The 25,780-nt window shown below is 63.8% G+C and carries 21 protein-coding genes; 3 read left to right on the top strand and 18 right to left on the bottom strand.

The window, feature by feature from the left end; translation table 11 throughout:
• Positions 1–2: 2 nt before the first annotated feature.
• From PDMSB3_RS21765 to PDMSB3_RS21715, 11 genes are all read right to left on the bottom strand, one after another.
• A complete protein-coding gene (locus PDMSB3_RS21765) occupies positions 3–752 on the bottom strand; it encodes an electron transfer flavoprotein subunit beta/FixA family protein (protein WP_007178925.1) in 750 nt (249 codons plus the stop codon).
• A gap of 42 nt (positions 753–794) precedes the next feature.
• Positions 795–1,955 carry a CaiB/BaiF CoA transferase family protein gene (locus tag PDMSB3_RS21760; RefSeq protein WP_165187660.1) on the bottom strand — a complete coding sequence of 387 codons (1,161 nt, stop codon included), beginning with the start codon at positions 1,953–1,955 and terminating at the stop codon, positions 795–797.
• 145 nt (positions 1,956–2,100) lie between these two features.
• Positions 2,101–3,657 (bottom strand): acyl-CoA synthetase, encoded by a 1,557-nt coding sequence (locus PDMSB3_RS21755; protein ID WP_165187658.1) that lies wholly within the window; start codon positions 3,655–3,657, stop codon positions 2,101–2,103.
• A 118-nt stretch (positions 3,658–3,775) separates the two neighbouring features.
• Positions 3,776–4,570, bottom strand: a complete 795-nt coding sequence (locus tag PDMSB3_RS21750) for a crotonase/enoyl-CoA hydratase family protein (protein ID WP_007178922.1) — start codon at positions 4,568–4,570, stop codon at positions 3,776–3,778.
• 93 nt (positions 4,571–4,663) lie between these two features.
• Positions 4,664–5,665 carry an acyl-CoA dehydrogenase gene (locus tag PDMSB3_RS21745; protein ID WP_007178921.1) on the bottom strand — a complete coding sequence of 334 codons (1,002 nt, stop codon included), beginning with the start codon at positions 5,663–5,665 and terminating at the stop codon, positions 4,664–4,666.
• Positions 5,666–5,691: 26 nt separating this feature from the next.
• The gene (locus tag PDMSB3_RS21740; RefSeq protein WP_007178920.1) at positions 5,692–6,849 is read right to left on the bottom strand and encodes an acyl-CoA dehydrogenase family protein; all 1,158 of its coding nucleotides are present in this window, start codon (positions 6,847–6,849) and stop codon (positions 5,692–5,694) included.
• A gap of 41 nt (positions 6,850–6,890) precedes the next feature.
• Positions 6,891–8,459 carry an acyl-CoA synthetase gene (locus tag PDMSB3_RS21735; protein WP_007178919.1) on the bottom strand — a complete coding sequence of 523 codons (1,569 nt, stop codon included), beginning with the start codon at positions 8,457–8,459 and terminating at the stop codon, positions 6,891–6,893.
• A 36-nt stretch (positions 8,460–8,495) separates the two neighbouring features.
• Positions 8,496–9,431, bottom strand: coding sequence for an SDR family oxidoreductase (locus PDMSB3_RS21730; RefSeq protein ID WP_007178918.1), 936 nt, complete (start codon positions 9,429–9,431; stop codon positions 8,496–8,498).
• Between the two features lie 73 nt (positions 9,432–9,504).
• Entirely contained in the window at positions 9,505–10,692 is a 1,188-nt protein-coding gene (locus tag PDMSB3_RS21725; protein ID WP_165187656.1) for a lipid-transfer protein, read from the bottom strand.
• Positions 10,693–10,718: 26 nt separating this feature from the next.
• Positions 10,719–11,858, bottom strand: coding sequence for an acyl-CoA dehydrogenase family protein (locus PDMSB3_RS21720; RefSeq protein ID WP_007178916.1), 1,140 nt, complete (start codon positions 11,856–11,858; stop codon positions 10,719–10,721).
• A 153-nt stretch (positions 11,859–12,011) separates the two neighbouring features.
• Positions 12,012–14,756, bottom strand: coding sequence for a LuxR C-terminal-related transcriptional regulator (locus PDMSB3_RS21715; RefSeq protein ID WP_165187654.1), 2,745 nt, complete (start codon positions 14,754–14,756; stop codon positions 12,012–12,014).
• 331 nt (positions 14,757–15,087) lie between these two features.
• Here PDMSB3_RS21715 and PDMSB3_RS21710 point away from each other — a divergent pair, with 331 nt between their 5' ends.
• Together PDMSB3_RS21710 and PDMSB3_RS21705 are read left to right on the top strand one after the other, a co-directional pair.
• Positions 15,088–16,107 carry an SGNH/GDSL hydrolase family protein gene (locus PDMSB3_RS21710; RefSeq protein WP_007178914.1) on the top strand — a complete coding sequence of 340 codons (1,020 nt, stop codon included), beginning with the start codon at positions 15,088–15,090 and terminating at the stop codon, positions 16,105–16,107.
• Between the two features lie 156 nt (positions 16,108–16,263).
• Positions 16,264–16,977, top strand: coding sequence for a hypothetical protein (locus PDMSB3_RS21705; protein ID WP_007178913.1), 714 nt, complete (start codon positions 16,264–16,266; stop codon positions 16,975–16,977).
• A gap of 15 nt (positions 16,978–16,992) precedes the next feature.
• Here the strand turns inward: PDMSB3_RS21705 and PDMSB3_RS21700 are convergent, their stop codons facing one another.
• Positions 16,993–17,568 (bottom strand): cytochrome b, encoded by a 576-nt coding sequence (locus tag PDMSB3_RS21700; protein WP_007178912.1) that lies wholly within the window; start codon positions 17,566–17,568, stop codon positions 16,993–16,995.
• A gap of 243 nt (positions 17,569–17,811) precedes the next feature.
• On the opposite strand from PDMSB3_RS21700, the gene PDMSB3_RS21695 reads away from it, so the two are divergent.
• Complete coding sequence (locus PDMSB3_RS21695; protein ID WP_165187652.1) at positions 17,812–19,128, top strand: PQQ-dependent sugar dehydrogenase; 1,317 nt, start codon at positions 17,812–17,814, stop codon at positions 19,126–19,128.
• A 107-nt stretch (positions 19,129–19,235) separates the two neighbouring features.
• On the opposite strand, the gene PDMSB3_RS21690 is transcribed toward PDMSB3_RS21695, so the two are convergent.
• The 6 genes from PDMSB3_RS21690 to PDMSB3_RS21665 form a co-directional block, all read right to left on the bottom strand.
• Positions 19,236–20,372 (bottom strand): porin, encoded by a 1,137-nt coding sequence (locus tag PDMSB3_RS21690; RefSeq protein ID WP_007178910.1) that lies wholly within the window; start codon positions 20,370–20,372, stop codon positions 19,236–19,238.
• 185 nt (positions 20,373–20,557) lie between these two features.
• On the bottom strand, positions 20,558–21,910 hold the full coding sequence (locus PDMSB3_RS21685; RefSeq protein ID WP_007178909.1) for an MFS transporter: 1,353 nt from the start codon (positions 21,908–21,910) through the stop codon (positions 20,558–20,560).
• Between the two features lie 36 nt (positions 21,911–21,946).
• A complete protein-coding gene (locus PDMSB3_RS21680) occupies positions 21,947–22,951 on the bottom strand; it encodes a 2Fe-2S iron-sulfur cluster-binding protein (RefSeq protein ID WP_007178908.1) in 1,005 nt (334 codons plus the stop codon).
• Between the two features lie 29 nt (positions 22,952–22,980).
• Positions 22,981–24,027: a PdxA family dehydrogenase gene (locus PDMSB3_RS21675; protein WP_165187650.1), complete on the bottom strand. Its 1,047-nt coding sequence runs from the start codon at positions 24,025–24,027 to the stop codon at positions 22,981–22,983.
• A complete protein-coding gene (locus PDMSB3_RS21670; RefSeq protein ID WP_165187647.1) occupies positions 24,024–24,494 on the bottom strand; it encodes an aromatic-ring-hydroxylating dioxygenase subunit beta in 471 nt (156 codons plus the stop codon). Before PDMSB3_RS21670 ends, PDMSB3_RS21675 begins: the two co-directional genes overlap by 4 nt.
• Positions 24,495–24,496: 2 nt before the next feature.
• Complete coding sequence (locus PDMSB3_RS21665) at positions 24,497–25,753, bottom strand: aromatic ring-hydroxylating dioxygenase subunit alpha (protein WP_165189586.1); 1,257 nt, start codon at positions 25,751–25,753, stop codon at positions 24,497–24,499.
• Positions 25,754–25,780: the final 27 nt, after the last annotated feature.

Below are 25,780 nucleotides of genomic sequence, written 5' to 3'. Positions count from 1 at the left end.
CCTCAGATGACTTTCGCTTCGTTCTTCAGCTTCGCGACCAGCGCCGCGACGTCGGGCACCTTCACGCCTGCGCTGCGCCCGGCCGGTTCCGTCGTGCTGAGCGCGGTCAGACGCGGCGCGACATCCACGCCCAGTTGTTCCGGTGTGACGACATCCAGCGGCTTTTTCTTCGCCTTCATGATGTTGGGCAGCGTCGCATAGCGCGGCTCGTTCAGGCGCAGATCGCTCGTGACCACCGCCGGCAGCTTGAGCCGCAAGGTCTCGAGTCCGCCATCGATTTCACGTGTGACGGTCACGCAGTCGTTCGACAGTTCCACCCGGCTCGCAAACGTGGCCTGTGCAAAACCCGCTAGCGCCGCCAGCATCTGGCCGGTCTGGTTGCAGTCGTTGTCGATGGCTTGCTTGCCGAGAATCACCAGTTGCGGCTGCTCCTTGTCGACCAGCACCTTCAGCAGCTTGGCCACTGCGAGCGGCTGCAGCTGCGCGTCTGTTTCGACCAGAATGCCGCGATCCGCGCCGATCGCCATTGCCGTGCGCAAGGTTTCCTGCGAGGCGTTCGTGCCGCACGACACTGCGATCACTTCGCTGACCACGCCCTTTTCCCTCAAGCGGACCGCTTCCTCGACGGCGATTTCATCGAACGGATTGATGCTCATCTTGACGTTCGACAACTCGACGCCCGAGCCGTCGGATTTGACCCGAACCTTGACGTTGAAGTCCACCACGCGTTTCACCGCGACCAATACTTTCATCTGTTGTCTCCTATGTCGCCCAACTTTCCTTTCTGACGACGCTTACGCTTCAGGCCGATAACCCAAGCCGTGTTCGCGCATGCGTTCGACAGCGGCCTCGTCGAATCCCCAATCGCGCAAGGCGGCAAGCCCATGTTCGCCGCGCTGCGGCGCGGGCTTCGCGATCGCCGAGGGTGTCGCGGAAAAACGCGGCGCGGGTGCCGGCTGAACCACGCCCGCCACTTCGACGAAGCTGCCGCGCGCACGGTGCTGCGGATGCGCGGGCGCTTCCGAGAAACTCAGCACCGGCGCGACGCACGCGTCGCTGCCTTCGAACACCGCACACCATTCGTCGCGCGTGCACGTGAGGAACGCCGCGGCAAATCGTTCACGCAATACCGGCCAGCCGCTGCGATCGTGCTGTGCCGGCAGGCCCGCCTCCGCGAGGCCGAGCTTCGACAGCAGTTCCGCGTAGAAGCGCGATTCGACCGCGCCGACCGCCATGTAGCCGCCGTCTTTCGTGCGGTAACTGTCGTACCAGGGGGTGCCGCCATCCAGCAGATTGCTGGCGCGCTCTTCCCGCCAGTTGCCCGAGGCGAGCAGCCCCCAGATCACCGAACCCAATTGCGCCGCACCTTCGATCATCGCAGCGTCGACCACCTGCCCCTCGCCGCCGCGCTGCACATTGAACAATGCCGCCACCACGCCCAACGCCAGCAGCATGCCGCCGCCGCCGTAGTCGCCCACGAGGTTCAACGGCGGCACGGGCGGCTCACCGGCGCGGCCGATGCCCGACAGCACACCGGACAACGCAATGTAGTTGAGATCGTGGCCGGCCCGCTCAGCGAGTGGACCCGTTTGGCCCCAACCCGTCATGCGCCCGTACACGAGCCGAGGATTGCGAGCCAGAGCGGCTTGCGGTCCAAGCCCGAGACGCTCCATCGTGCCGGGGCGAAAACCTTCGATCACGACATCGGCGCGCGAGATCAGATCCAATGCGGCCTCGACCGCCTGCGGCTGCTTCAGATCGAGCGTGACCGAGCGACGGCCGCGCCCCGTGACATCGGCACGCTTGCCGTTGGTCTTCGGCCCCAGGTCCTGGGGAGGAAGCGGCCGGTCGATGCGCAAAACGTCCGCCCCCATATCGGCCAGCAACATGGCGCCGAAAGGGCCCGGGCCGATAGCCTCGAATTCCAGCACGCGAATACCGCTCAAAACACCCATTGTCCCTCCACTCTCCGTTTTTGCATGACGGCGTATCCTGCACACCGCTAATGGCCGGCAACGATCTTTGGATCGGCACGGCCTGAGTACAAGTAAGCCAGAGTGCGCGGGAAACCGGACCACCCCGGCCGGGTAGCGCGGCGTCCTAGTTGACGGCTCGCGCCCTGCCGGCCCAATACGGCGCGCGGATTGCGCGCTTCAGCACCTTACCCGCGCCCGACAACGGCAGTTGCTCACGGAACTCGACCGACTTCGGGCACTTGTAGCCGGCAATGACCTGGCGGCAATGCTCGCGAATCTCTTCTTCCGCGAGTGTCGCGCCGGGCTTGCATACCACCACGGCGTGCACGGCTTCGCCCCACGTGTCGTGCGGAATGCCGATGACGGCGCACGCGGCAACCGCGGGATGCCGCGCGATCACACTCTCCACTTCGGCGGAGTAAACGTTCTCGCCGCCGCTGACGATCATGTCCTTGATGCGGTCCACGATGTAGAGATAACCCTGAGCGTCCATGTAAGCGCCGTCGCCGGTATGCAGCCAGCCTTCGCGAACGGCCTGCGCGGTTTCCTCGGGCTTCCTCCAGTAGCCGGCCATGACGTTCGGCCCGCGTACGACAATCTCGCCGACCGTGCCGCGCGGCACCTCCTCGCCGTCGCTGCCGACCACCTTCACCATCAGGCCCGGCAAGCCGCGACCGATCGAGCGGTACAGGCCGCTCTTGCGGCCCGCTTCGTCGTGATTGGAAGGCGAGTTCGCCGAAATGCTCGGACACGCCTCGGTCATTCCGTATGAATGCGCGAGCTGGATGCCGGGCAGCGCTTCGATCAGCCGGTCCAGCAGCGTTTCCGGGATCGGCGACGCGCCGTAGGTGAGGCGCTTCAGGCTGCTCAGGTCGGTGCGGGCAAAGTCGGGATGATTGAGCACCGCCTGGATCATGGTAGGCACGAGCAGCGTATCGCTCACGCGCTCTTCGCCGATCGCCCTGAGCACGTCGCCCGCATCGAAAGCCGGAATGACGACGTGCGCCTCGCCGGCAATGAACTGCACGAGCGCGCGCCCGAGTCCCGCCACATGGAAGAACGGCGCCGCATGCAGCACCGCGCTGCCGGGCAATGGCGCGGACTCGGCAATCCGCATGAGGCACGACGACCAGATGTTCAGATGCGTCTGCATCACGCCTTTCGGAAAGCCGGTCGTGCCGCCGGTGTACATGATGCACGCGAGATCCGCACCACCACGGCCGGCGTCCGGCATCGGCGCCGCAGTTGCGATCAAAGCGTCGAACGAGAGCATGCCGGGCGGCGCCGCGCCGTCGCCGGCGTGAATCAGGATCGGTGGGGTGCGGGCAAGCGCACACACCTCGCGTGCAATATCGGCGAAGCGGTCGTCGACGATCAGGATGCGCGTGTCGCAATCGTTCAGCGAATAAGCGATCTCCGCCGCGCTCCAGCGGATGTTGACCGGGTTCAGCACGCCACCGCCCCACCACACGCCCATTACGTATTCGAGGTAGCGGTCCGAATTGAGCGCGAGCATGCCGACCCGGTCATCCGCCGTCATGCCGATCCCACGCAGCGCGGCGGCCAGACGCGCGACCCGGTCCGCGAATTCGCGAAAAGTTCGCCGGCGCTCCTTGAACGAAATCGCCACCCGGTCCGGGTTCTGCTGCAGCGAGCGATGCAGGCCCTGTGTCAGATACATGCTGGTCTCCCCGGCTGTGTATGAGCGTTAAAAGCAGCCGCGCCGCGGACCTCGCGGGATCCTTGCGCACGCGGGCATGGCATGGGTTCAGGCCGTGGACCTGGACGATCCGGCCGCTCTATCCATTGAACGACGGCGACCGTTTCTCGATGAACGCGGACACAGCTTCGCGATGATCCGCCGTTTGATGCGAGAGCGCCTGATAAGCTGCCGACATTTCCAGCAGCGTATCCAGCCGGCAATGCATGCCTTCGCGCAACAACCGCTTGGCCAGCCGCACTGCGTGAGGCGGATTGGCGGCGATCGACCGCGCGAGACCTTGCGCGATCATGAGCAGATCGTCGTGCCGCACGACGCGGGAAACCAGATTCCATTCGAGCGCCTGTTGCGCATCGATCATCTGGCCCGTGAAGGTCATCTCCGCGGCGCGCGACAGACCAACGATGCGCGGCAGCAGCCACGCGCCGCCATCGCCGGGAATGATGCCCAGCTTGACGAAACTCTCGGCGAATCTGGCGAGTTCGGACGCGATGCGGATATCGCACATGCAGGCGAGATCGAGTCCCGCGCCGATCGCCGCGCCGTTCACGGCAGCGATGACCGGCACCTCCAGATTGAACAGCGCCAGCGGCAGTTGCTGAATGCCGCGCCGGTAGTCCTGGCGAATCTCCATGCCAGGCATGCTGCCCGACGCATGCCGCTCCATATCGTGGATATTGCCGCCCGACGAGAACGCCGTGCCGGCGCCCGTCAGGATCACGGCCCGCACGGAACGATCGGCTTCGATCCGTGCGATCGCCGCCAGAAACTCCTCCACCGCCGTGTTGCCGGTGAGCGGATTGCGCCGTTCCGGTTCGTTCATCGTCAGCGTGACGATGTGTTCGTCCTGTTCGTAGTTCAGAAATTGGCTCATAGGATGTCTAATCGTTTCCGCTGCTGTATAGGTTGCTTCGCCACCGAAGGGGGAGCGGCGCGCGAACAGATGGATTGGGTGCCGTTCGCCTGCTCACGCGGCCGTTGCGTACGGCGCGGTTCGCGTGAAATCCGCGATCGTGCCGTGCTCGTGCGTGAGCGCTGCGTTCCCCACCATACGATTCCAGAATGCCTCCGAACCGTCCGCCATGCGCCATTCATGCAGCCTGCGCGTATAGAGCTGGAGATCGTATTCGGCGGTGACGCCGATCGCGCCGTGCAACGCATGCGCCGTCGACGCCACCAGCGGCACCGCCATGCTCGTGCGCGCTTTGGCGATCGCGGTGGCAAGCCGTTCAGGTACGGCGCCCGTGCCGGAGAACGCCAGTTCGGACGCCATTCCGACTGATGCCACATGCTGCGCCATCACGCTCAACTGATGCTGCACCGCCTGGAACTTGCCAATCGACTTGCCGAATTGCCAGCGATCGTTGCAGTACTGCAAGGTCATGGCGAATACGCGATCCATCGCTCCGGCGATAGCGGCCGCGTGGATTGCCGCGCTGAACAGCAGCACCTCGTCTCCGTTCGATCCAAGCGGCGCCGGGACCGCGTCGCCCCCCCAGCCAAGCGTGCCGCTAAAACTGCCGTGCACACCGCACGGCTTGCGTTCGGCTCGCGCTGCGTCGAGCAGCAAGAGGTCACCGTCGACATTGGCCAGCACGTGATCGCAGGTCATCCCGAACGGCACTTGCGGCGCTTCCAGCGAGCCGTTCTCGCGGCGGCGGCACGCGCCGGCGAGCGTCGTCATGCCGGCAGGCGCCGCAACGCCGGTCTCGCGCAGGAGCGCGCGCGCCGCGATGCTCTGCGCAAGCGGCACGGGCACCGCGTAGCGTCCAAACGCCGTGAAAACCGGCACGATCGCCGGCAGTGACAATCCGGCGCCGCCGGCGCTTTCCGGCGTCAGCAACTCCAGAAATCCGGCCTCCTCCACTGCGTTCCAGATCGACGCGGGCGCGCCGCCGGTCTCGATCGCGCGGATCGCTTCGGGTGTGGCGCGGTCGCGCAGAATTGCTTCAATGGCTTCGGTGAACATACGGGTCTCTTCCTCGTCCGGATGGGTTAGCGCAAACCAAGACCGCGCGCGATCATGCCGCGCAGTACTTCGCGCGTGCCGCCGCGCAGCGAGAAGGTCGGCGAGATCTGGCTGAGGTAGGCCACCGTGCGATAGAGCTCGGGGTCGATGGTCTGTGCCGGGTCCGCGCTGATCGCGGCTTCCAGCTGCGCGGGAATGGCCTGTTCGAACTCGGTGCCGATGTCCTTGACGAGCGCCGCCTCGACCACCGGGCTTTCGCCGTGCGCGAGCCGCGCGGTGACCGCGATCGACAGACAGCGCAGCGTGGCCAGTTGCGTCGCGAAGCTGCCGAGCAAGGCGAGGTCGGCGTCGCTGGCGCCGTGGCGGCGCAGTTGCGCATGCCAGCAATCGAGCAGCACGACGCTCGAATAGAGCCGCTCGGGGCCGCTGCGCTCGAAGGCCAGTTCGGCCGTCACCTGCTGCCAGCCGGCGCCCTCGTCGCCGATCAACGCGTCGTTGGCGAGGAATACGTTGTCGAAGGTCACTTCGGAGAAGTGGGCGTCGCCGGTGAGATCCACGATCGGCCGCACCTCGACGCCGGGCAGCGACAGATCGACGATGAACTGCGACAGTCCCTTCTGCCGGTCTTCCGGCACGCCCGACGATCGCACGAGCGCGATCATGTATTGGCAATGCTGCGCGTTGGTCGTCCAGATCTTGCGCCCGGTCAGACGCCAGCCGCCGTCGCAGCGCACCGCACGCGTGCGCACGCTGGCGAGGTCGGAACCCGAGTCGGGCTCGCTCATGCCGATGCAGAAAAACGCGCTCGCGGCACAGATGCGCGGCAGATAGAAGTCTTTCTGTGCCTCGGTGCCGTAGCGCAGAATCAGCGGGCCGCTCTGACGGTCGGCGATCCAGTGCGCGGCGACCGGCGCTCCCGCGGCCAGCAGTTCCTCGACCAGCACGAAGCGACGGAACGCGTCCATGCCCGCGCCGCCGTAACTGGCCGGCAGGGTCAGTCCGATCCAGCCGCGCGCCGCGAGGCGCCGGCTGAAGTCCGCGTCGAAGCCCATCCAGGAACGGGCACGCACGTCGGCCGGCGCCGGCGGTAAGTGTTCGTCAAGAAAGTGCTTCACTTCCGCCCGGAAGGCTTCGGCCGCGGCGGGCAGCGCCGTCAGGTGGAAAGCATCCAACAGGTTGTTCACGTCTCACTCCAGTTTTTTTGTAGTCGGCTCGGCGTTGCGGGCTATGAATCCGCACGCTCCGCTCGCGCGCCATAGCGCTCGCGCAGTGCCTGCTTGTACAGCTTGCCGGTAGGCAGCCGCGGCATCGCGTCGATGAAGTCGATGGAGCGCGGCACCATGTAGCGCGCCACCCGCGTGCGCAGGTAAGCCAATAGTCGTTCCGCGAGCGCATCCGACGGCGCCACACCGGGCGCCGGCTCGACAATCGCTTTGACCTGCTCGCCCATCTCGGCATCGGGCACACCGATCACCGCCGCATCCTGCACATCGGGATGCACCGCCAGCGCGTCCTCGATCGCTTGCGGATAGATGTTGACTCCTCCCGAAATGATCATGAACGCCTTGCGGTCGGTCAGATACAGGTAGCCGTCGCCATCCACATGCCCTATGTCGCCGACGGCCGTCCAGACCGGATGGCGCGGATGCTGTGCGGCACGGGTCTTGTCAGGATCGTTGTGGTAGTGGAACGGCAACTGGTCGCGCTCGAAATAGACGGTTCCGGTTTCGCCCACCGGCAATTCGTTGCCGTCGTCGTCGCAGATATGAATGACGCCCAGCAGCGCGCGGCCAACGGAGCCCGGGTGCGCAAGCCACTCCTCGGTGTTGAGCGTGGTCACGCCGTTGCCTTCGGTCGACGAGTAATACTCCTCGATGATCGTCCCCCACCAGTCGATCATCTGCCGCTTGACCTCCTGCGGACACGGCGCCGCCGCATGGATCGCCACGCGATGGCTCGACAGGTCGAACGCGTTGCGCACAGCGGGGCCGAGCTTGAGCAGGCGGATCAGCATGGTCGGCACCCACTGGCTGTGCGTGACGCGATAGCGCTCGATCGCCTGCAACGCCTCGAGCGGATCGAACTTCTCCATGAAGACCACGGTGCCGCCGCCGAACTGCGTTTCGATTCCGTAGCCGAGCGGCGCGGTGTGATAGAGCGGCGCCGGCGACAGATACACCGTTTGCGCGTCGAAGCCATAGCGCTCGAACTGCGGACGGCGCGCGGAACCGGAACCTTCGGTCACCCGGCCTTGCGGCTGCGCGCGAACGATGCCCTTTGGACGGCCGGTCGTACCCGAGCTATAGATCATCATGGCGCCCAGCCATTCGTCGGCAAGACGCGTTGCGGGATACCGGCCGGTGAGCGCTTCGTAGCTGTCCCAGCCGGAAATGGTGCCGTCGACCATCAGCCGCAGGCGGCACGTCGGCATCATGCCGGTCAGTCCGGCCGCGAGTTCGCGCATTGCAAATGAACTGACCACCACTTGCGCATGGCTGTCCTCGATAATGCCGGCTGCTTCCGCCGCGGTCAGATACCGGTTGACCGGCGTGATCATCAGACCCGAACGCAGCGCCGCCCAACACACCTCGAAGCAGCGCATGTTGTTTTCGAGCACCATCGCGATATGGTCGCCGCGCCGCAATCCCGCCGCGTACAGACATTGTGCGAAGCGATTGGAACGCTCGTCGAGTTCGCGATAGGTTAGTATCTCGCCGCTCGTGCTGTTGATCGCGGCGGCTTTGTCCGGCGTCAATCCGGCATGATCGCCGAGATACTTCGGGGTTCCGCTCATGCACACTCTCCTGCGACGCAAGACGGTTTCGGGTGCTTACGCCACCAGCGCCGGAATCTCGCCGGAGGTCAGCGCATTCGGCGCGGCCTGTTCCACCAGTTGCGGTATCAGCGCGCCGAGTTCCGCCACGTCCCAACGCCCGTCCTTTTCGATGCGCGGGCCCGCATGCCAGCCTTCAGCCACGGTAATACGACCGCCGCGCACGCCGAATACACGCCCGGTGATACCGCTCGACGCACTGCTGCCAAGCCATGCCACCAGGGGCGCGACGTTGCCCGCGTCCAGCGGATCGAAGCCGGGTGCGGCGCCAGCGGTGAATTCGTCGCGCCGCTTCGCGAAGATGTCTTCGGTCAGACGGCTCATCGCGGTCGGATAGATCGCATTCACCGTCACACCATAGCGCTCCAGCTCACGAGCGGCAATCACCGACATGGCCGCGATGCCCGCCTTCGCCGCGCCGTAGTTGGCCTGGCCCGGGTTGCAGTAGAGACCCGACGACGAACTGGTGTTGATAAGCCGTGCCACCCGCTCGCGCCCCGCCTTGGCCTCATCGCGCCAGTATGCGGCGGCGTGGTGCGACGGTGCAAAGGTGCCGCGCATGTGCACGCGAATCACCGAGTCCCAGTCTTCCTCGCTCATGTTGGCGAGCGTGCGGTCGCGCAGAATGCCGGCGTTGTTGACCAGCACGTCGAGTCCGCCGAACACGGAAATGGCCGTGTCGATCATGTTCTTTGCGCCATTCCAGTCGGCCACGTCGTCGAAATTGGCGACAGCCTCGCCGCCGAGCCCTTCGATTTCCGCGACCACGTCGAGCGCAGGACCGCTCGCCGCGCCTGACCCATCACCCTTGCCGCCGAGGTCGTTGACGACGATTTTCGCGCCCTGGCGGGCGAACTCCAGCGCATATTCGCGCCCCAGACCCCGTCCAGCGCCGGTGATGACAACAACGCGATTTTTGCAAAGCTGCTGCATGGGAAATCCTCAATACCGTTTGCTATCCAGGGTTGCGCAAGACACGGCGTCCCGCCGGTCAGCGCAAACGAATTCAGTACTTGCCGTATAACGTCACCACGCACGCGCCACCGAGGCCGAGATTGTGTTGAAGCGCCAGCTTTGCGCCTTGCACCTGACGCTGGTCGGCGGTGCCGCGCAGCTGGTGGGTCAGTTCATAGCACTGTGCAAGGCCGGTCGCACCCAGCGGATGCCCCTTGGAAAGCAGACCGCCCGACGGATTGACCACCACCTTGCCACCGTACGTGTTGTCGCCGTCGCTGACGAACTTCTCGGCGCCGCCTTCCGGACAGAAGCCGAGCGATTCGTAACAGATGACTTCGTTGTGCGCGAAACAGTCGTGCAGCTCGCATACGTCGACGTCTTCCGGTCCGATACCGGCTTTTTCGTAGACCTTGTTCGCGGCCGAACGCGTCATGTGCGTGCCGACGTAGTTGAGCATCGAGGGTGGATCGAACGAAGCCGGCGGATCGGTGGTGAGCGACTGCGCAACGATCTGCACATCCGTGCGCAAGCCGTGTTTCTTCGCGAACTTCTCGGAAACGAGGATCGCCGCCGCGCCGCCGCAAGTGGGCGGACACGCCATCAGACGCGTCATCACGCCGGGCATCAGCACCGTGTCGTTCATCACGTCTTCGGTCGTGACCTGTTTGCGGAACAGCGCCAGCGGGTTGTTCGCCGCGTGTCGGCTCGCCTTGGCCCGCACCGCGGCGAAAGTTTCCATGCGCGTGCCGTAACGCTGCATGTGTTCGCGCCCCGCGCCGCCGAACGTGCGTAGCGCCTGCGGCAGATGCGCGAGGTCGGCGGTCAGGCCGTGCATGATCGGCACGAAACGCGCACGCGTTACCGGCCGGTCGTCCCAGTGCGATTTCAATGCGCCGGACTGCATCTGCTCGAAGCCGAGCGCGAGCACGCAGTCGGCGTCGCCGGTCGCAATCGCCTGGCGGGCGAGATAGAGCGCGGTCGAACCCGTCGAACAATTGTTATTGACGTTGACGATCGGAATGCCCGTCATGCCCACTTCGTACAGCGCGGTCTGGCCGCACGTGGAGTCGCCGTACACATAGCCGGCGAAGGCCTGCTGCACGAGGTCGTACGCGATGCCCGCATCGGCCAGTGCGCGGCGGGTCGCTTCAGCGCCCATTTCGGTGTAGCTCTGGCTCGCGCCGGGCTTGGCGAACTGGATCATGCCGACGCCCGCCACCAGTACTTTTTCGCTCATGATGCTGCCTCAAAAGGTAAGGAGACTTAAAGCTTGCGCGAGATGAGATCCCGCAAGACTTCGCTGGTCCCGCCGAAAATGCGCGTAACGCGCATGTCGGCAAAAGCACGGGCAATCGGATATTCCAGCATGTAGCCGTAACCGCCATGCAGCTGAACCATTTCGTCGATGCACTTCCACATTGCTTCGGTCGCGAACAGCTTGGCAATGGCCGCTTCCTGCAGCGTGAGCTTGCGCTCCATATGCTCGCGAATGTAGTAGTCCACCAGCGTGCGGACCGCAACGGCTTGCGCCTTCACATCGGCGAGCTTGAATTTGGTGTTCTGGAAGTCCCACACGGTTTGATTGAACGCGCGGCGGTCCTTAACGTATTGCAGCGTCAGTTCGAGTTGCCGCTCCAGCTTCGCCGCGCAATACACCGCGATGATCAGGCGCTCTTGCGGCAGTTCTTCCATCAGGTGAATGAAGCCGCCGTTCTCGTTGCCGATCAGGTTGCCGGCCGGCACACGCACGTTGTCGAAGAACAGTTCGGCGGTATCCGCGGCGGCCTGCCCCACTTTTTCGAGCTTGCGGCCACGGCGAAAACCCGCACGGTCGGTTTCGACCATGATGAGACTTACGCCCTTCGCGCCCGCCGACGGATCGGTCTTGCAGACCACCACCACCATGTCGCAGTTCAGGCCGTTGGAGATGAAAGTCTTGCTGCCGTTGATGACGTAGTCGTCGCCGTCACGCACCGCGGTGGTACGGATCGACTTCAGATCGGAGCCCGTACCGGGTTCGGTCATCGCGATCGCGAGGATCTTTTCGCCGCGGCAAATGGGCGGTAGCCAGTTGCGTTTCTGCTCTTCGGTGCCGAGACGAACGATGTACGGCGCGGTGATATCGGAGTGCACGGAATAGCTGAAACCCGACACACCCGCACGGTGCAACTCTTCCGCGACGATCGCCGAATGACCGAAATCGCCGCCGCCACCGCCGTATTCTTCCGGCACGGTCACGCACAGCAGACCTTCCCGCCCGGCCTTTAGCCAGGTCTCGCGATCGACGCAGCCGGCCTCGTCCCACTGCGCCTGCCGCGGCAGGCACTCCCGTTCGAAGAAACGCCGCGCGGTTTCACGCAGCATCTCGTGATCCTCGCGATAGACATTACGTTTGACTTCCACCGCACGCTCCTCATCGATTGAATGCGTTGGCAGCGCGGACCGGGTTGTCGGCCGGCTGCTTCCATGAACGCATTGTGCGTGGCGAGGGTGGCGAGCAAGCCTACCCCCGTAGAGTGGGGGTGGCTGAATGGATGACTGCGAGGGAGAAAAGCGTTATCGCGCACTCGCGTCGCGCATCTTCGCGACGGCGCCGTCGCGGCCCGACACTTCCAGCTTTCTGTAGATGTTCTTCAGATGCCACTTCACCGTATCGAGCGAAACGTCCATGACACGCGCAATCTTCTTGTTGGGCAGCGCAAGTGCAAGCAGACCCAGAACCTCGTTTTCACGCTCGCTAAGCGACTGGATCGGAACGTGCACCGCAGCCGCCGGCGGCGCGGCAGGCGCGGATGCCTGCCCAGCGTCGATCAGCCGCTGTGCATAGAAAGCGAGCACGGGATCGAAGTCCTGTTCGAGCGGCAGGGCGTCGAGAATCTGCCGACATGATCCGAGTTCGTCCAGCAGGCTGCGCATCAACCCGAGCCGGTGGCCCAGGCGCAAAGCCTCCACCAGATGCTCGCGCGCCGCTCTATCGTTGTGGCGCCCCTTCTCGGCAATCGACATCTGCAAACGCAGCCCGGCTACGCGGCACCATCTCCCTCCCGCTTCGGACAGCGCGCTGAGAGGCTTGAGCCGGCTCATCGCGCCGTCGAAGTCATTCAGATGCAGGCACATGCGAATGCGCGCGAGATCGGCGCAAACGCTGATTTCCCAAGCCGTGCTGCGCACCGCGCCGGTATAGCGCGCCGCCAGCGCCTCGCAGCGCAGCAATGCCGCCTCGGCTTCATCGAGACTTCCTTCTTCGAGCAACCAGCGTGAGCGCAGACACAGTGCGTTCGCGAGAAGACGATCCACACCATGACGCTTCGCGTAGTCTTCAAGTCGTTCGAGATAGTCGTGGGCCTCGAGCCGTCGGCCCGCGAACCGGTGCGCGCGGGCGAGCACCGTCAGCGCCCGCAACACAGTGTCCGGAATCGACACCCGCTCGAGGACGTCGATGCGTTCGTCCAGCAGTCCGAGCGAAGCATCGACGTCGTTCAGTTCGTAAAGCGCTTCGCCAAGCAGCGCAGCGGCCATGCACGCAATGCCCACATAAGCGGGGCCCTGTTTCTCCGCTTCCGCCAGCACGTCGCAAAACACCCGCTCGGCGAGCAGCACTTGCCCCTCGGCGGCGTGCGTCATGCCGCTCATGCAACGGCCAAGCAGGATGCCGCGCGGCGCGCCGCCATGCGGCGCCCCCTCTTCCAGCACCTTGCGCGCCTGTTGATAGTCGCCACGATGGATGAACATCCACGAGAGAATGTTGCCGCGACCCGCGCGGGTGAAATCGTCAGCGTCCGCGGGGACGCGCTGCAGTTCCGGCAATAGCGCCACGACCGAATCCGTGTCGTCGCGCTGTAGCGCGAGGCCGCCGCGAAGCAGCGCAAGCGCGTACCGCTGACGCGGGTCGGGCCGCTCGCTACGCGACGCTATCTGCTGAATGCTCTGCATGAGCGCGTCGGTTTCGCCGGCATACATTTGCAGATAGGCGGTGATCACGCGCAGATCGAAACGCTCTGCGATCTGCGCCGGCGGCAGGCGGCGCACCAGGCCCGCAAGCTGACGGAGTTCGCCGCGCGCGAGCAGATCGTGCGCGCACCCTTCCACGAGATCTGCGGCGGCCTGCGCGTTGTCTGCGAGTACGGCGTGATGCACGGCCTCGTCGACGTAACCTTGCACACTAAGCCACTGCCAGGCCGCCGCATGCAGTTCACGCAATTCGGCAGCCGGCAGCCCCACGACCCGGCGCTGCAAAACCTCGCGCAGCAGAGGATGCAGGCGATACCAGGTTTCGCCGTCCTGAGCCACGCCAGTCTGCGTGATGAACAGATTGTCGCCCTCCAGGCGGCTGAGCCGGGCGGCGACGTCTCCGACGGCGCCCGCATGCTGCATCAAGCTTGCACAGAGGCGCGCACAGAATCGTTCGCATAGCGCCGCGCGAGTGAGCAGAAGAAGATCTTCGGGAGCGAGTCGCACCAGCACTTCGCGTTCGAAGTAGTGCGCGAAGGTTTCGGCATCGCGCACGGTTGCAGGCGTAAAAGCTGCGCCTTTGCGGGTCTTCAGGTCGATCGCGAACAACTGCAGGCCCGCTGCCCAGCCGTCGGTCAGTTCATGCACGACCTGCGCGTCCCGTTTTGCGACGTCGCCGAGTTGCTCGCGCAAAAATCGCTCTGATTCTTCGGCCGAAAAGCGCAGGTCGTGTCGGTCGAGCTCTGTCGCCAGACCTTGGGAGCGCAGGCGCGCCAGCGAGACGGGCAACGCCCGCCGCGAAGCCAGCACGACATGAAGCTGAGGGGGCGCATAGTCGAGCAGCCAGCGCATTGCCTCGAGAATCCGTGCGTTCCGAAGGTAATGGACGTCGTCGAGCATCAGAACCAGTTCACGTTTGCGGCGAGCAATACCGCGAACGAGCGTGATCACCCAATGCTCAACCGCGGTTTCCTCGCTCTCGCGGCCGACCAGTAATTCCGCTTCGCGCGCGATCGCCGGATCCACGCTGGCGAGGCTCGCGAGCAGACCGTGAAAGAACGCGGTGAGGTCGTCGTCTTCGGGTGCCAGCGAAAGCCAGGCCACGTCGAAATCCAGCGTCAACATGGCCTGCCTGAGAGCCAGCATCGTGCTGGTCTTGGCGCTGCCGGCCGGTCCCTGAATCACCACGCAACGCTGCCGCCGCGCTTCGAGCAGTCGTGCCATCAAGGCTTCGCGAGGCATGAGTTGGCGTGCCGCGCGAGGCGGAATCAATCTCGCGCCGGTTACGGGCTCGATCGTCAGTCTGGGGAAGACGCGTGCGTCTAATGAGTGTTCAATGGATTCGGACATACGGGGGAAACTGATAGACAGATAAACGTGAGAAAGGTCTCGCGACACCTGTCGACACCTCGGAACGCGTTCGTCGGAGTATAGAAGTGCGACACCGTCGGTCGGGCAATTTAGCGGTTACCTACCCGATTCGGGTGGGTAGCCCGGCACCGTCGGTCCCGTTTTCGATCGGACATAGACCAAGTGCACTGCAGTTAGTGAGGGAAATTACCAACAACCCCGCCCGCGGCAACGCATGCTTCTTGCTTGAGAAGAGTGCTTGTCGGGAAGGCGGCGCGCGCTAATTCCGCAACGCGGTCGCATCTCCCCGCCAGGTTAAGGGAGAGTCGCCATGCAAGGAATTAATGACACGGTACGCACTGCAATTTTTGCCGTGGCGATCTCACTGCTTTCGGCATGCGGCGGGAACGGAGGCGACTCGGGTAATGCCGGCGCAACCGCACCGGCAGGCGGCGTCAATCTGCAAATCGTGTCGTTCGGCGACAGCCTTTCGGACGTCGGCACCTATGCACCGATCGCCAGCGCCGTGGGTGGCGGGCGTTTCACGACCAATCCCGGACAGGTGTGGACTCAGGATATCGCGCAATACTACGGCGACACGCTGAACGTTGCGTACACCATCGACCTCACGCATAAACTCAGCGCGCAGGGCGGCCTAGGCTATGCGGAAGGCGGCGCCACGGTGGCGACGCCGGCCAACCAGTCCGCTTTTCTGACCGACGTGATCGGCAATGTCGAAATGCCCGTCAATCAGCAGGTTTCGAGCTATCTGGCTGCGCATACAAGCTTCAACTCCAATCAACTGGTGCTCGTCTGGGCCGGCGCAAACGATGTGCTGCGCGCCGGAGCGCTGCCGGCCGCGGCGCAGACCGTGGAGACGGCGGCTACCACGCTTGCTCAGGTTGTCGGGCAGATCGTCCAGAACGGCGCCGCTCATGTGGTGGTGGTCAATGTGCCGGACATCGGACTATCACCGAATGGCATCGCCTCGTCCGATGGCGGAGCGAATCTGACCCAGTTATCGCAGCTGTTCAACAGCAGCCTGAACGCTGCGCTGCAAACCGATGGCTTGCAGGGCAAGGTTATCCAGATCGATTCCTATACGTGGTTGAACCAGATCACGGCGAACTTTCAGGCCAATGGCTTCGCCGTGTCGAACACCGGTGTCGCCTGTGACCCCAGGAAGACGCCCGATGAGACGGCGTTGTTGTGCTCGCCAGCAACTTACGTGAGCGCCAACGCGGACCAGACGTACATGTTCGCCGACGACCTTCACCCGACGACGCACCTGCACGCGCTGTTCGCCCAGTACGTCGAGAACCAGATCGCCAGCAGCGGTCTCGGCCACTGAAGCGGGATCATCCGGAAGCGGTTGATGCGATGCGCGGTGCAGGACGACCGCAGAGAAAGACGCGTGCCAGGAGGAACCGTTCCAGGCCGACGTACGCCGAAGTCATTTCTTCGAATCGTTACAATGGCCCCCATCACTTCCCCTCGACAGCACCGAATGCCGGACACCCTGACTTCCTATTTCTGGAGTGGCGACGCCATTCGCAGCCGGCGCGTGAGCGACATCGTGCTATCAGGCTCACTCGATGTGCCTGTCCCTCCTGTGCGTCTGCTCGCGGATTGGGAAAGGGAAATCTCGTCGCGCATGGTGCTGGAAGCCGGTGACGTCGAACCAATGCCCTTGGCGCGAGCACGGGTGCGCTGGCCGGACTATTCGCGCTGCGTACAGGCCGTGTCCGACTGGACGTGCGCGCTCGGGCTGCCCGGCGTGCTTGCCTCCAGTGATGTAGCCCTCATGGCCTGCCGTGGCGCGAGATACCACCATGACGCCGCACAATACGGCAGTGCGGCCTTTTGCAATCTGTTCATGAGCGAGGACAAGGGACTGGATCTGCATTTTCCCTCGCTGGGTCAGCGCATTCCGCTGAACCGGGGAACGGTTGTGATATTCGACACCGCGCAGCCTCACGGCGTAATTCAGCGCCGCAGCAGCGGTTTTGATGCGGCCGGCTTCGCACCCGTTCAGGATTGCGTCCAGATATTCCTGACTTGGGAGCTTCCCATAGAAGACGCCCATGTTGCGCATGCACTCAAGGTCGTGTTCGACACCGCCCCTTCGGTCTCGTCGCAACTCGACGCGGAACAGGTCCAGATGAACGGCGAACAGGCTGGTGTGTGCCCCGCTTCCGGCCGCTGGCAGCGGATCGACTGATCGTCGGGGCAGCCTTCACCGGTTTCGCGGCGAATTACCCGATGGACCTGCGTGGGGCAGCATCCGTTGCAGCACGTGGTCTTTCAGAACAAAGCGATGGAACACCGCCGCTGCCACATGCAGCGCGATCAGCGCGAAGAGCACCCACGCGAGGACGCCGTGCACGTCACCCATCTCGTGGCCGAAATCCGAGCCCGTCTCGCTCAACGCCGGATACGGCACGAGGCCCAGCAAGCGGACCGTCCAGCCGCGTGAGGACGCATTGACCCAGCCGAGCAGCGGCACCACCACCAGCGCAGCGTAAAGCAGAAAATGCGTGATGCGCGAAACGACGCTCAATAGCGGCGGCAGTTCGTCCGGCGCGGGCCAGTGAGTCAATCGCCAGATCACCCTGATCACCATGACGGCAATCAGCGCCGAGCCAACGCCGAGATGCCAGGCGATCAGGCCGACGGGCTGCGTGCCCTTGTGAATATCGGGCATCGTCCAGCCGATCACGAACTGCATTGCGATCAACAGGACAGTTAGCCAGTGGAGCGTGCGCGCGACTGCGTCATAGGCCGGACGCGTATTTTGCTGGACTTTAGCCACTCCCTCTCCCCTTTAGCACTCTTCGGATTGGTAAAACGTGCTGCCAATAACTCCCGGATCGACTCCCGGGAAAAACCGCGTGGCTTAACCAAACGATACTAACCACCTTATCTTAAGGAAACCTGATGCTCTGCGCGCAACCGGCCGGCTGTGCAACGTCCCTATCCGGTCAATTGACAGGCAGGCTTTTTGCTGAAGTCCTGACTCCGCATCATTGATCAACGCCTATCACCGAGAACAAATATGCGCCTGCTCAATTGTCTGGTAGTTTCAATGGGTTTGCCGCTCGCCGCGTGCGCAATCGGCCCATCAAGTATAGGCGATGGCGGTTTCGGTGCTTCGCCCGCCATGCCCGCGCCACAATCGACGTTGATTCCAATGGTCAACATCGCGCCCGTTCAGCCGCAACCGGCCGGTTTCATGCCTACTGTTCCCAGCGGCTTTTCCGTCACCCGGTTCGCCGGCGACATGTCGCACCCACGCTGGCTTTACACGTTGCCTAATGGTGACGTGCTGGTGGCGGAAAGCGACGCTCCCGAACAACACGACGAAGGAAGTGGCCTGTCCGGCTGGGCCAGACGGCAAGTGATGAAGCGCGCGGGCGCCGGCGTAGCCAGTCCCGATCGCATCGTGCTGTTACGCGATGCGAACAACACCGGCGTCGCCCAGATGCAAACCGTGTTTCTCGGCGGCCTGCATTCGCCGTTCGGCATGGCGCTCATTGGCAATGAACTGTACGTTGCCGATACGGACGCTCTGCTGCGTTTCGATTACGTCAAAAACGCCACGCAGATCGCCGGTCCCGGGATCAAGGTTGCCGATCTTCCGGCCGGTCCGATCAACCATCATTGGACAAAAAATATCCTCGCGGACCGCTCCGGCAAGCATCTCTACATCACCGTGGGATCGAATAGCAACGCGGGAGAAAATGGTGTCGACGCCGAAGAGGGCCGCGCGCGGATACTCGAATTCGACATCGGCACCGGCCGCTTGCGGCCTTATGCGACAGGATTGCGCAATGCCAATGGCCTCTCGTGGCAACCCGACAGCGGCGCATTATGGACTGCCGTCAACGAGCGGGACGATCTGGGCAACAACCTTGTGCCGGACTACATGACCCCAGTGAAAGAGGGAGCGTTCTATGGTTTTCCGTACAGCTATTACGGCCAGCACGTCGACTCGCGAGTCAAACCTCAACGCCCCGATCTGGTCGCCGCGGCCATCGCGCCGGACTATGCGCTTGGAAATCATACGGCTTCATTGGGGCTTGTCTTTTACGACCGGACGCTATTCCCGGCGCACTATCGGGGCGGCGCCTTTATCGGCCAGCACGGATCATGGAACCGCAAGCCGCGCTCCGGTTACAAGGTTGTGTTCGTGCCTTTTGTCGATGGAAAGCCCGCCGGCGCCCCGGAGGATTTTCTGAGCGGCTTTCTGACCACGGATGGCCACGCCGTGGGACGGCCCGTTGGCGTCGCACTGGACGCACACGGCGCGTTGCTCGTGGCGGACGACGTAGGCAACACGGTGTGGCGGGTCACGCCGCATAGCAGCATGTAACGGGCCGCGCAAAGGCGGATATCGCAGCCAGAGGTTCTTCGTCACGACGCGCGCGGCATGCCCATGAAGCAGCCTGCCGCACGCGCCGCCATGACACGGCAAAGACGTCAGAACCGATGCCGCAACGACAGCTTCACAGCCACTTGCGTAGGAGTCGACGATTGCCCTAGCGTGGTAATCGCCGCAACCGCCGGCCGCCCTGTGGAATCGACACCCGATGCGTGCTGCCATACACCGACGAGATTCAGATCGGTGCGCTTGGAGAGCGAATAGTTCGGACCGAAATCGATCTGCTCGTACTTTGCATCGCGTGCTGTCGTGTAGTCGAACGATGCACCGATCAGCAGTGCCGGCGTAATCGAATATCGGCCATTGATCTCATAGCTGTTAAATGCCGCCGTGCCCGTGTTCGGCGTGGACGCGGTTCTTCGAATGTCCTGAAAGCGTGCGTTCGTATAAACGATTCCGACCATGCCCTTGCCGATTCTGTATGAAGCGGCCGCGCCGAATATTTGCCACACGTTGGCCGAAACGTAGCCGCTGGTCACGGGGCTTCGGCCCGGCGTCACATACCCGGCCTGACCGGGAGAAAGCGCGCTATCGAGCACCGAGACGGATGGATTGTTGATGTTGTCGTACGCCAGCGCGGCGCTCAGCGGACCATTCTCGTACTTCAGTCCAAGCGTGTAGATCCGGCTCGACGCAAAGTTGCCTGCCACGCCGCCGGGTGCGAACATGCCGCTCGCTTGCAGACCATAGAAAGTCGGCGACAGATATTTCACCGCGTTATTCACGCGAAAGGTCGAGTTCAGATCGTCGAAATCGCCCGGATGAGTGCCGAGCCACGCCCACATCGAAGTCGCGGCAATCCCGCCTATGAGCTCCGTCATCGGATCATACTGGCGGCCCAGCGTCACCGCGCCCCACGTGTCGCTGCTCAGTCCGACAAAGGCTTGCCGCCCGAACTCGCGGCCGTTTTGCAGCAGCTTGCCGTTCGACGGATCGAAGCCGTTTTCAAGCGTAAAAATCGCCTTCAGGCCACCGCCGAGATCCTCGCTGCCACGCAGCCCCCAGCGGCTGCCGTTCGTTTGTCCCGTGACCATCTGTACGTTCGAATGCCCGGACTGGTTGTTGACATACACGAGTCCGGCATCAACGAAGCCGTATAGCGTGACGGAACTCTGCGCATGGGCCGCGCTCGCGAGAAGCGGCAGAGTCAACAGGGCAAGGGTGGTCTTTTTCATAAAGTCTCCGGCATGACGAGGCCATGCGTTCTCGTACTAGCGCGAGAACGCAGCAGGCCTCGCAGGTTTTTTAAGTAGTGGGTACTACGGTGGTACTACGGTGGCTTGGCGGGAAGGCGACCGCCTCCCGCGCCAGATGCCCGCGATTCGTGTGAAGCTCCGGGCCGACCCGGCGTGCACGCGCGTTAGTGGGGAGTGCTCACCTCGACGGCTACCGGCCGTGAGCCGTAGATGCGCCCCATCACGAATACGGCGAGCCCGGCAATCAGCACGGGCCACGCGGAGAAACGGAAAATCTCCGCTGGGGTCCAATGCGCCGAATACAGCATGCCCGCGCTCAACGGTCCCGCAATGCCGCCCAGGCGGCCAATGCCGAGCGCCCAGCCCACACCCGTCGAACGCAGGTTGAGCGGGTAGTACACGGCCGCCAGCGCGATAACGCTTTTCTGTCCGCCGCTAATGCAGAACCCGGCGCAGAAAACCGTCACCATCAACCACGCGACGCTGCCCGAGAACGCGCCGCCCACCAGCCACATGAAGACGCAGCCCGCGAGATACATCACGGTCAGCGTGACGTACGGCCCGACGCGGTCCATCGCAAGGCCGAGCGGCACGGCGGAGAGCACACCTGCGATAGTCGGCAGCGCTGTCACCCAGACGACCGTCGCCGACGAATACTGCAGGCCTGTCAACATGGTCGGCAGCCAGCTCTGCATGAAATAGAACTCGGCCAGGTTCAGGAAAAAGATCAGCCAGAGCAACAGCGTGCCCGCCGAAGTGCGTCCCCTGACAAGCGCCGTGACGCTCGCACGCGCCTCGCCCTGGTCTTCGAGACGGAACCTGCTGCCAACCGGCACGTCGAGACGCGGGAAAAACCCCAGCAAGACGGCGCGCATGCGCTCGTCGCCGTTTGGGCGCCGCTGCAGAACCACCAGCGATTCGGGCAACAACCAGGCAAGCGGCGCGGTCAGCGCGATCGGCGCAAGCGCTCCCACCAGCATCAGCGACTTCCAGCCGAACGCCGGCATCAGTGCACCGGCTGTGAGGCCCGCCACCACGAAGCCGAGCGAGAACCCGCAATACACGAGCAGCACGAAGGTGGCGCGCAGCCGCTTCGGCGCGAATTCGCAGGTTAGTGCTACCGCGCTCGGCGCGGCGGCGCCGAGCCCGATACCGGTCAGAAAGCGCAAACCGATCAGCTCGGTGACGTTGGTCGCGAAAAGCGTCAGCAGCGTGAACAGTGCGAACAGCACACTGCTTGCCAGCATCATGCGTTTATGACCGAAGCGCGCGGACAACGGCGCGATCGCAAGGTAGCCGACCATCAGCCCGACGAGCGCGGCGGAAAAGATCGAGCCGAGAACCTCGCGCGGCAGATGCCAGTCCTTTGAAAGCGCCGGCACGATGTAGCTGATGGCCTGCGTGTCGAAGCCGTCGAGAAACATCAGTAGCGCGCATAACAGCACCACGAGGCACTGGCCTGCGCCGACCTTCTGGCGTTCGATGACCTCGACTACGTCGATGAGGGGGGATGCCACGGTGTTTGTCTCCTGTGATTGTTTTATGAAGGCGTGCTACGTCATTGCTGGCGCAGTGTCGGTGTGCACAAAGGCGTCGCTGAAGAAATCGTCGTCGGGCAGGCCGGCTTTCAGGAATGACTCGTGTGCCGCCGTCGTCATGGCCGGGTTGCCGCACGCGTAGACCTGATAGCCGCCGAGCGAGCCGAGATCTTCGAGCACCGTCTCGTGAACGAACCCGCGCCGGCCGTGCCAGTCCGCGTTCGGCTCGGAGAGCACCGGCACGAACTTCAGCTTGCCGCCGTCGTGCCACTTCTGCGCCAGTTCGGCGAGATACAGGTCTTCAACGCGACGCGCGCCCCAGTACAAAGTCAGCGGACGGTCGAGCCTGCGTTTGATTGCGTCTTCAACGATCGACTTGACGGGCGCGAAGCCCGTACCGGTAGCAAGCAGAATGACGGGTTTCGTCGAATCGTCCTGCAGCGAGAATTCTCCGAACGGCAACTCCACTCGCAGCTTGTGGCCTTTGTCCAGGCGCCGCAGCATGCCTTCGGAGAACCTGCCGCCCGGCACATGGCGCACATGAAGCTGGATGCTGTCGCTTTCGTGAGGCGGATTCGCCATCGAATAGTTACGACGACTGCCGTCTTCCAGCTCGATCTGCAAATACTGGCCAGCGCGAAACTTCGCGCGCACGCCGGTGGGTAGACGCAGTTGCACGATGCTCACGTCGGCCGCCGGCTGCGTGACGCGGTAGACGGACATGTCGAGCGTCTTGCGCACCACCGGCTCGCGCTTGTCGATCTTGCGCGGCGCGATCGTCATGTCCGAAGACGGCCGCAAGCAGCACAGCAGCACATGCGCCGCCGGCCCCTGCACATCGCCCTGCACCGAAGAGCGCCCCGCGCCGGCCACTACGCCGCCTTCACAGGTCGAACACACGCCCTTGCGGCACGAATACGGCACGCTGTAGCCCGAGCGCTCGGCGGCGTCGAGCACCGTTTCGCCCGCCTCGCAATGGAAAGCGATATCGCTGTCCGCGACGGAAATCTGGTAGTCCAAAATATGACCTCGAAAAGCGTTGGAACGTGTCACTCAGCCAGGGGGGCGAGCACGGTTCCGGTTGTGACCAGACGGATCGCGCCGAGCAGCGGTGCAGGGTCCGCGAGCAAGGTGCCGGCAATGTCGAAACCGCTGCCGTGCCCGACGCTCGAGAACAGCACGCCCGCGCCGATCGACAGCGCGGCGCTATGGCGGCCGGCGCGCAGCTTGACGGGAATGTGGCCCTGGTCGTGATACATCGCGACAAACACGTCGATGTCGGGATTGGTGAGCAATAGATCGGCGCCTTGCGGGCCGATGATTGTCATACCGTCATCACGCAACTTGCGCGCGACCGGCTCGGTAATGTCGATGTCCTCGCGGCCGAAAAGACCGCCCTCGCCCGCGTGCGGATTGATGCCCATCAGTCCGACCACGGGATGCGCGACGCCCATCAATTGCAGCGCCTGTACCGCCGCCCGCGCGGCGCGTTCGACGTGGCGCTGATCGAGCCGCGCGAGTGCCGAGGCAATACCTTCGTGCAACGTCGCATGAACGATGCGCAGGCCGCCGCCGATCAACAGCAGATAGACGTCTTCGGCCGGCATGCCCATTTCGCGCGCCACGAAGCCGGGATAACCGGCGAAGCGCACGCCCGATGTATTGATCGCGGTCTCCGAATGCGGACAGGCGATCACGGCGTCCACCTGGCCCGCGCGCGCGGCACGAAGCGCGGCGCTGACGTAGGCGAGCGTCGCCGCGCCCGCGGCGGCCGCGACCTCGCCTGGCACGAACGCTTCGGCAGGCAGCGACGCGACGTCGACCATGTCGATTGCGTTGAGCTCGGCAGCAGGCAGATCGTCCGGTTGCACGAGGCGAAGCATGAGTTCGGGACAACACTGGCGTGCGTACCGCCGGATCACAAACGCGTCGCCAAACAGGACGATGCGCGGCTGCGAATGCGCAGCGTGCCCGCCATGCTCGCCGCCTTCGCGCACCATCTGGGCGGCGGCCTTGACCGCGATTTCAGGACCGATACCGTTGGGGTCGCCGATCGCCAGCGCGACTGTCATCGCGCCGTCATGGATGCGGCTCATAGCGGCAACGCCAGCAGCGTGTCGATGCGCGAGCTGTCGCACACCACAATCCGTTCACGCAACCTCACGCCGCTCTCCTCCACGGCGTACACGTCGCAATAGCGGCCGGTGGCGAACAGGCTCGTCGAGCCGTCGCGCATGATCCGCGCCACCATGAACGAAGTCTCGCTGCGCGCCTCACGTTCGTTCGCGCTGATAACGCTGGGTTGTCCAAGCAGATGCCGATAACTGTGGCGCTCGTAAATGTTGGCGCCGCGCAGCGAAGCAATCCGGTCGATCAGCATGCCGCGCGAAGCCGCGTAGATCATGCTGCCCGTGAGGCCGCGCTTGTAATTGTCGGCGGTCGTCACCCTGTAGACGCAGGCATCGGTGAAGAAGTCCGGCCATTGCGCGAGATCGCCGTCGTCGATGCAGCGCACGTAGTCGGCCTGCGCGCGAGCAATCAGTTGATAGATGTCTTGCGCCATTCTCAGTATCCCATTGCGTTGCGGTAGGCTTTCCAGAAGCCGCGAATCGACGCTTCCGTCACCCGGCTCGCGCTGCTTTCGGCGCTATCGCCGCCCATTTCGATCACCGAGCGGCCGTCGCCCGCGCCTTCGATGCCGCGTTGCACGAAGCCGCCGACGCATCCGTCTTCCATCGACACGTAACCTGCCGGCCCGACCAGATTCGACTGGCGCAGGCGCATTTCGCGCAATTCGGGCGTGTCGTCTTCGAAGCCGAGGTAGGTCCAGTTCAATTCGGTTTGCTGCGTGCCGCGCGGCAGAATCTGGCGGACCGCGATCGCGTTCTGGATCTGCTGGAGCACGAAGCCGGGAAATACCGAGAGAATCTGCAGCGTGACGCCGTCGCCGAACTCGTCCACGCCGGCGAGCACCGAAGTGTCTTCGAGGCGATGCTCGCTTTCCGAACGGATTTTCTGATCCGCGTAGTCGCTGGTGGCTTTCCGTTGCTCCGCGGCTTCGGCGGCATGGTCGACAGCCGAGTAGCTGACGTGGTGACCGCCGCTCGGATCGACGATGATGCCGCCGCGCTGCGACAGGCGGTTGAGCTGAAACGTCGTGAAGAACAGATGCAGAATGCTCGCGTGGTAGGAGTCCTTGACGTTCTCGAAGTAGAGTTTCCAGTTGTTCGGCAGCATTTGTGTGAATCGCCCGAGCACGACCGGCTTGCGGTTCTCCAGCACGCGCGCGATGCGCTCGACGATCTCTTCGCCGAGGTACTCGTCGAGCGGCGGGACGTCGTCGGAAAAGCTGCCGAACACGAGGCCATGCAGCGTTGCGACACGCAGCTTGCGCAAGCCGTGATCGCCGGTGCAGAAATCCGGCTTCATGCCGCCTTTGCCGTCAATGCCGTCCTTGAATGCCACCCCTACCAGATCGCCTTGCAGGCTGTAGGTCCATGCGTGATAGACGCAACTGAAATCTCTGGCATTGCCCTGGTCTTCAAGGCAAACCATTGCGCCGCGATGCGCGCAGCGATTCTCGAACGCATAGATTTCGCCGTCGGTGTCGCGCGTGACGACCACCGGGGCGTCGCCTACGAATGTGCTGCGAAAGTCGCCCTGATTCGGCACTTCCGCTTCGAGGCACAGGTAGCTCCAGTTCGGACCGCGGAAGATCGCGTCCTGTTCGTCGGCGTACACGCCTTCATCCTGGAACAGCGCGTAAGGCACGCGCGTCAGTCCTTCGGACGGCCAGGTGATGCTGGCGCGCCGCGCCGGCATGATGGGAATGATGTTCAAGTTGCTCGC

The organism is Paraburkholderia dioscoreae (assembly GCF_902459535.1).
Taxonomy (GTDB): Bacteria; Pseudomonadota; Gammaproteobacteria; order Burkholderiales; family Burkholderiaceae; genus Paraburkholderia; species Paraburkholderia dioscoreae.
The sequence above is the reverse complement of the archived record's forward strand: the minus strand, read 5'-3'. Positions and strand labels throughout refer to the sequence as shown.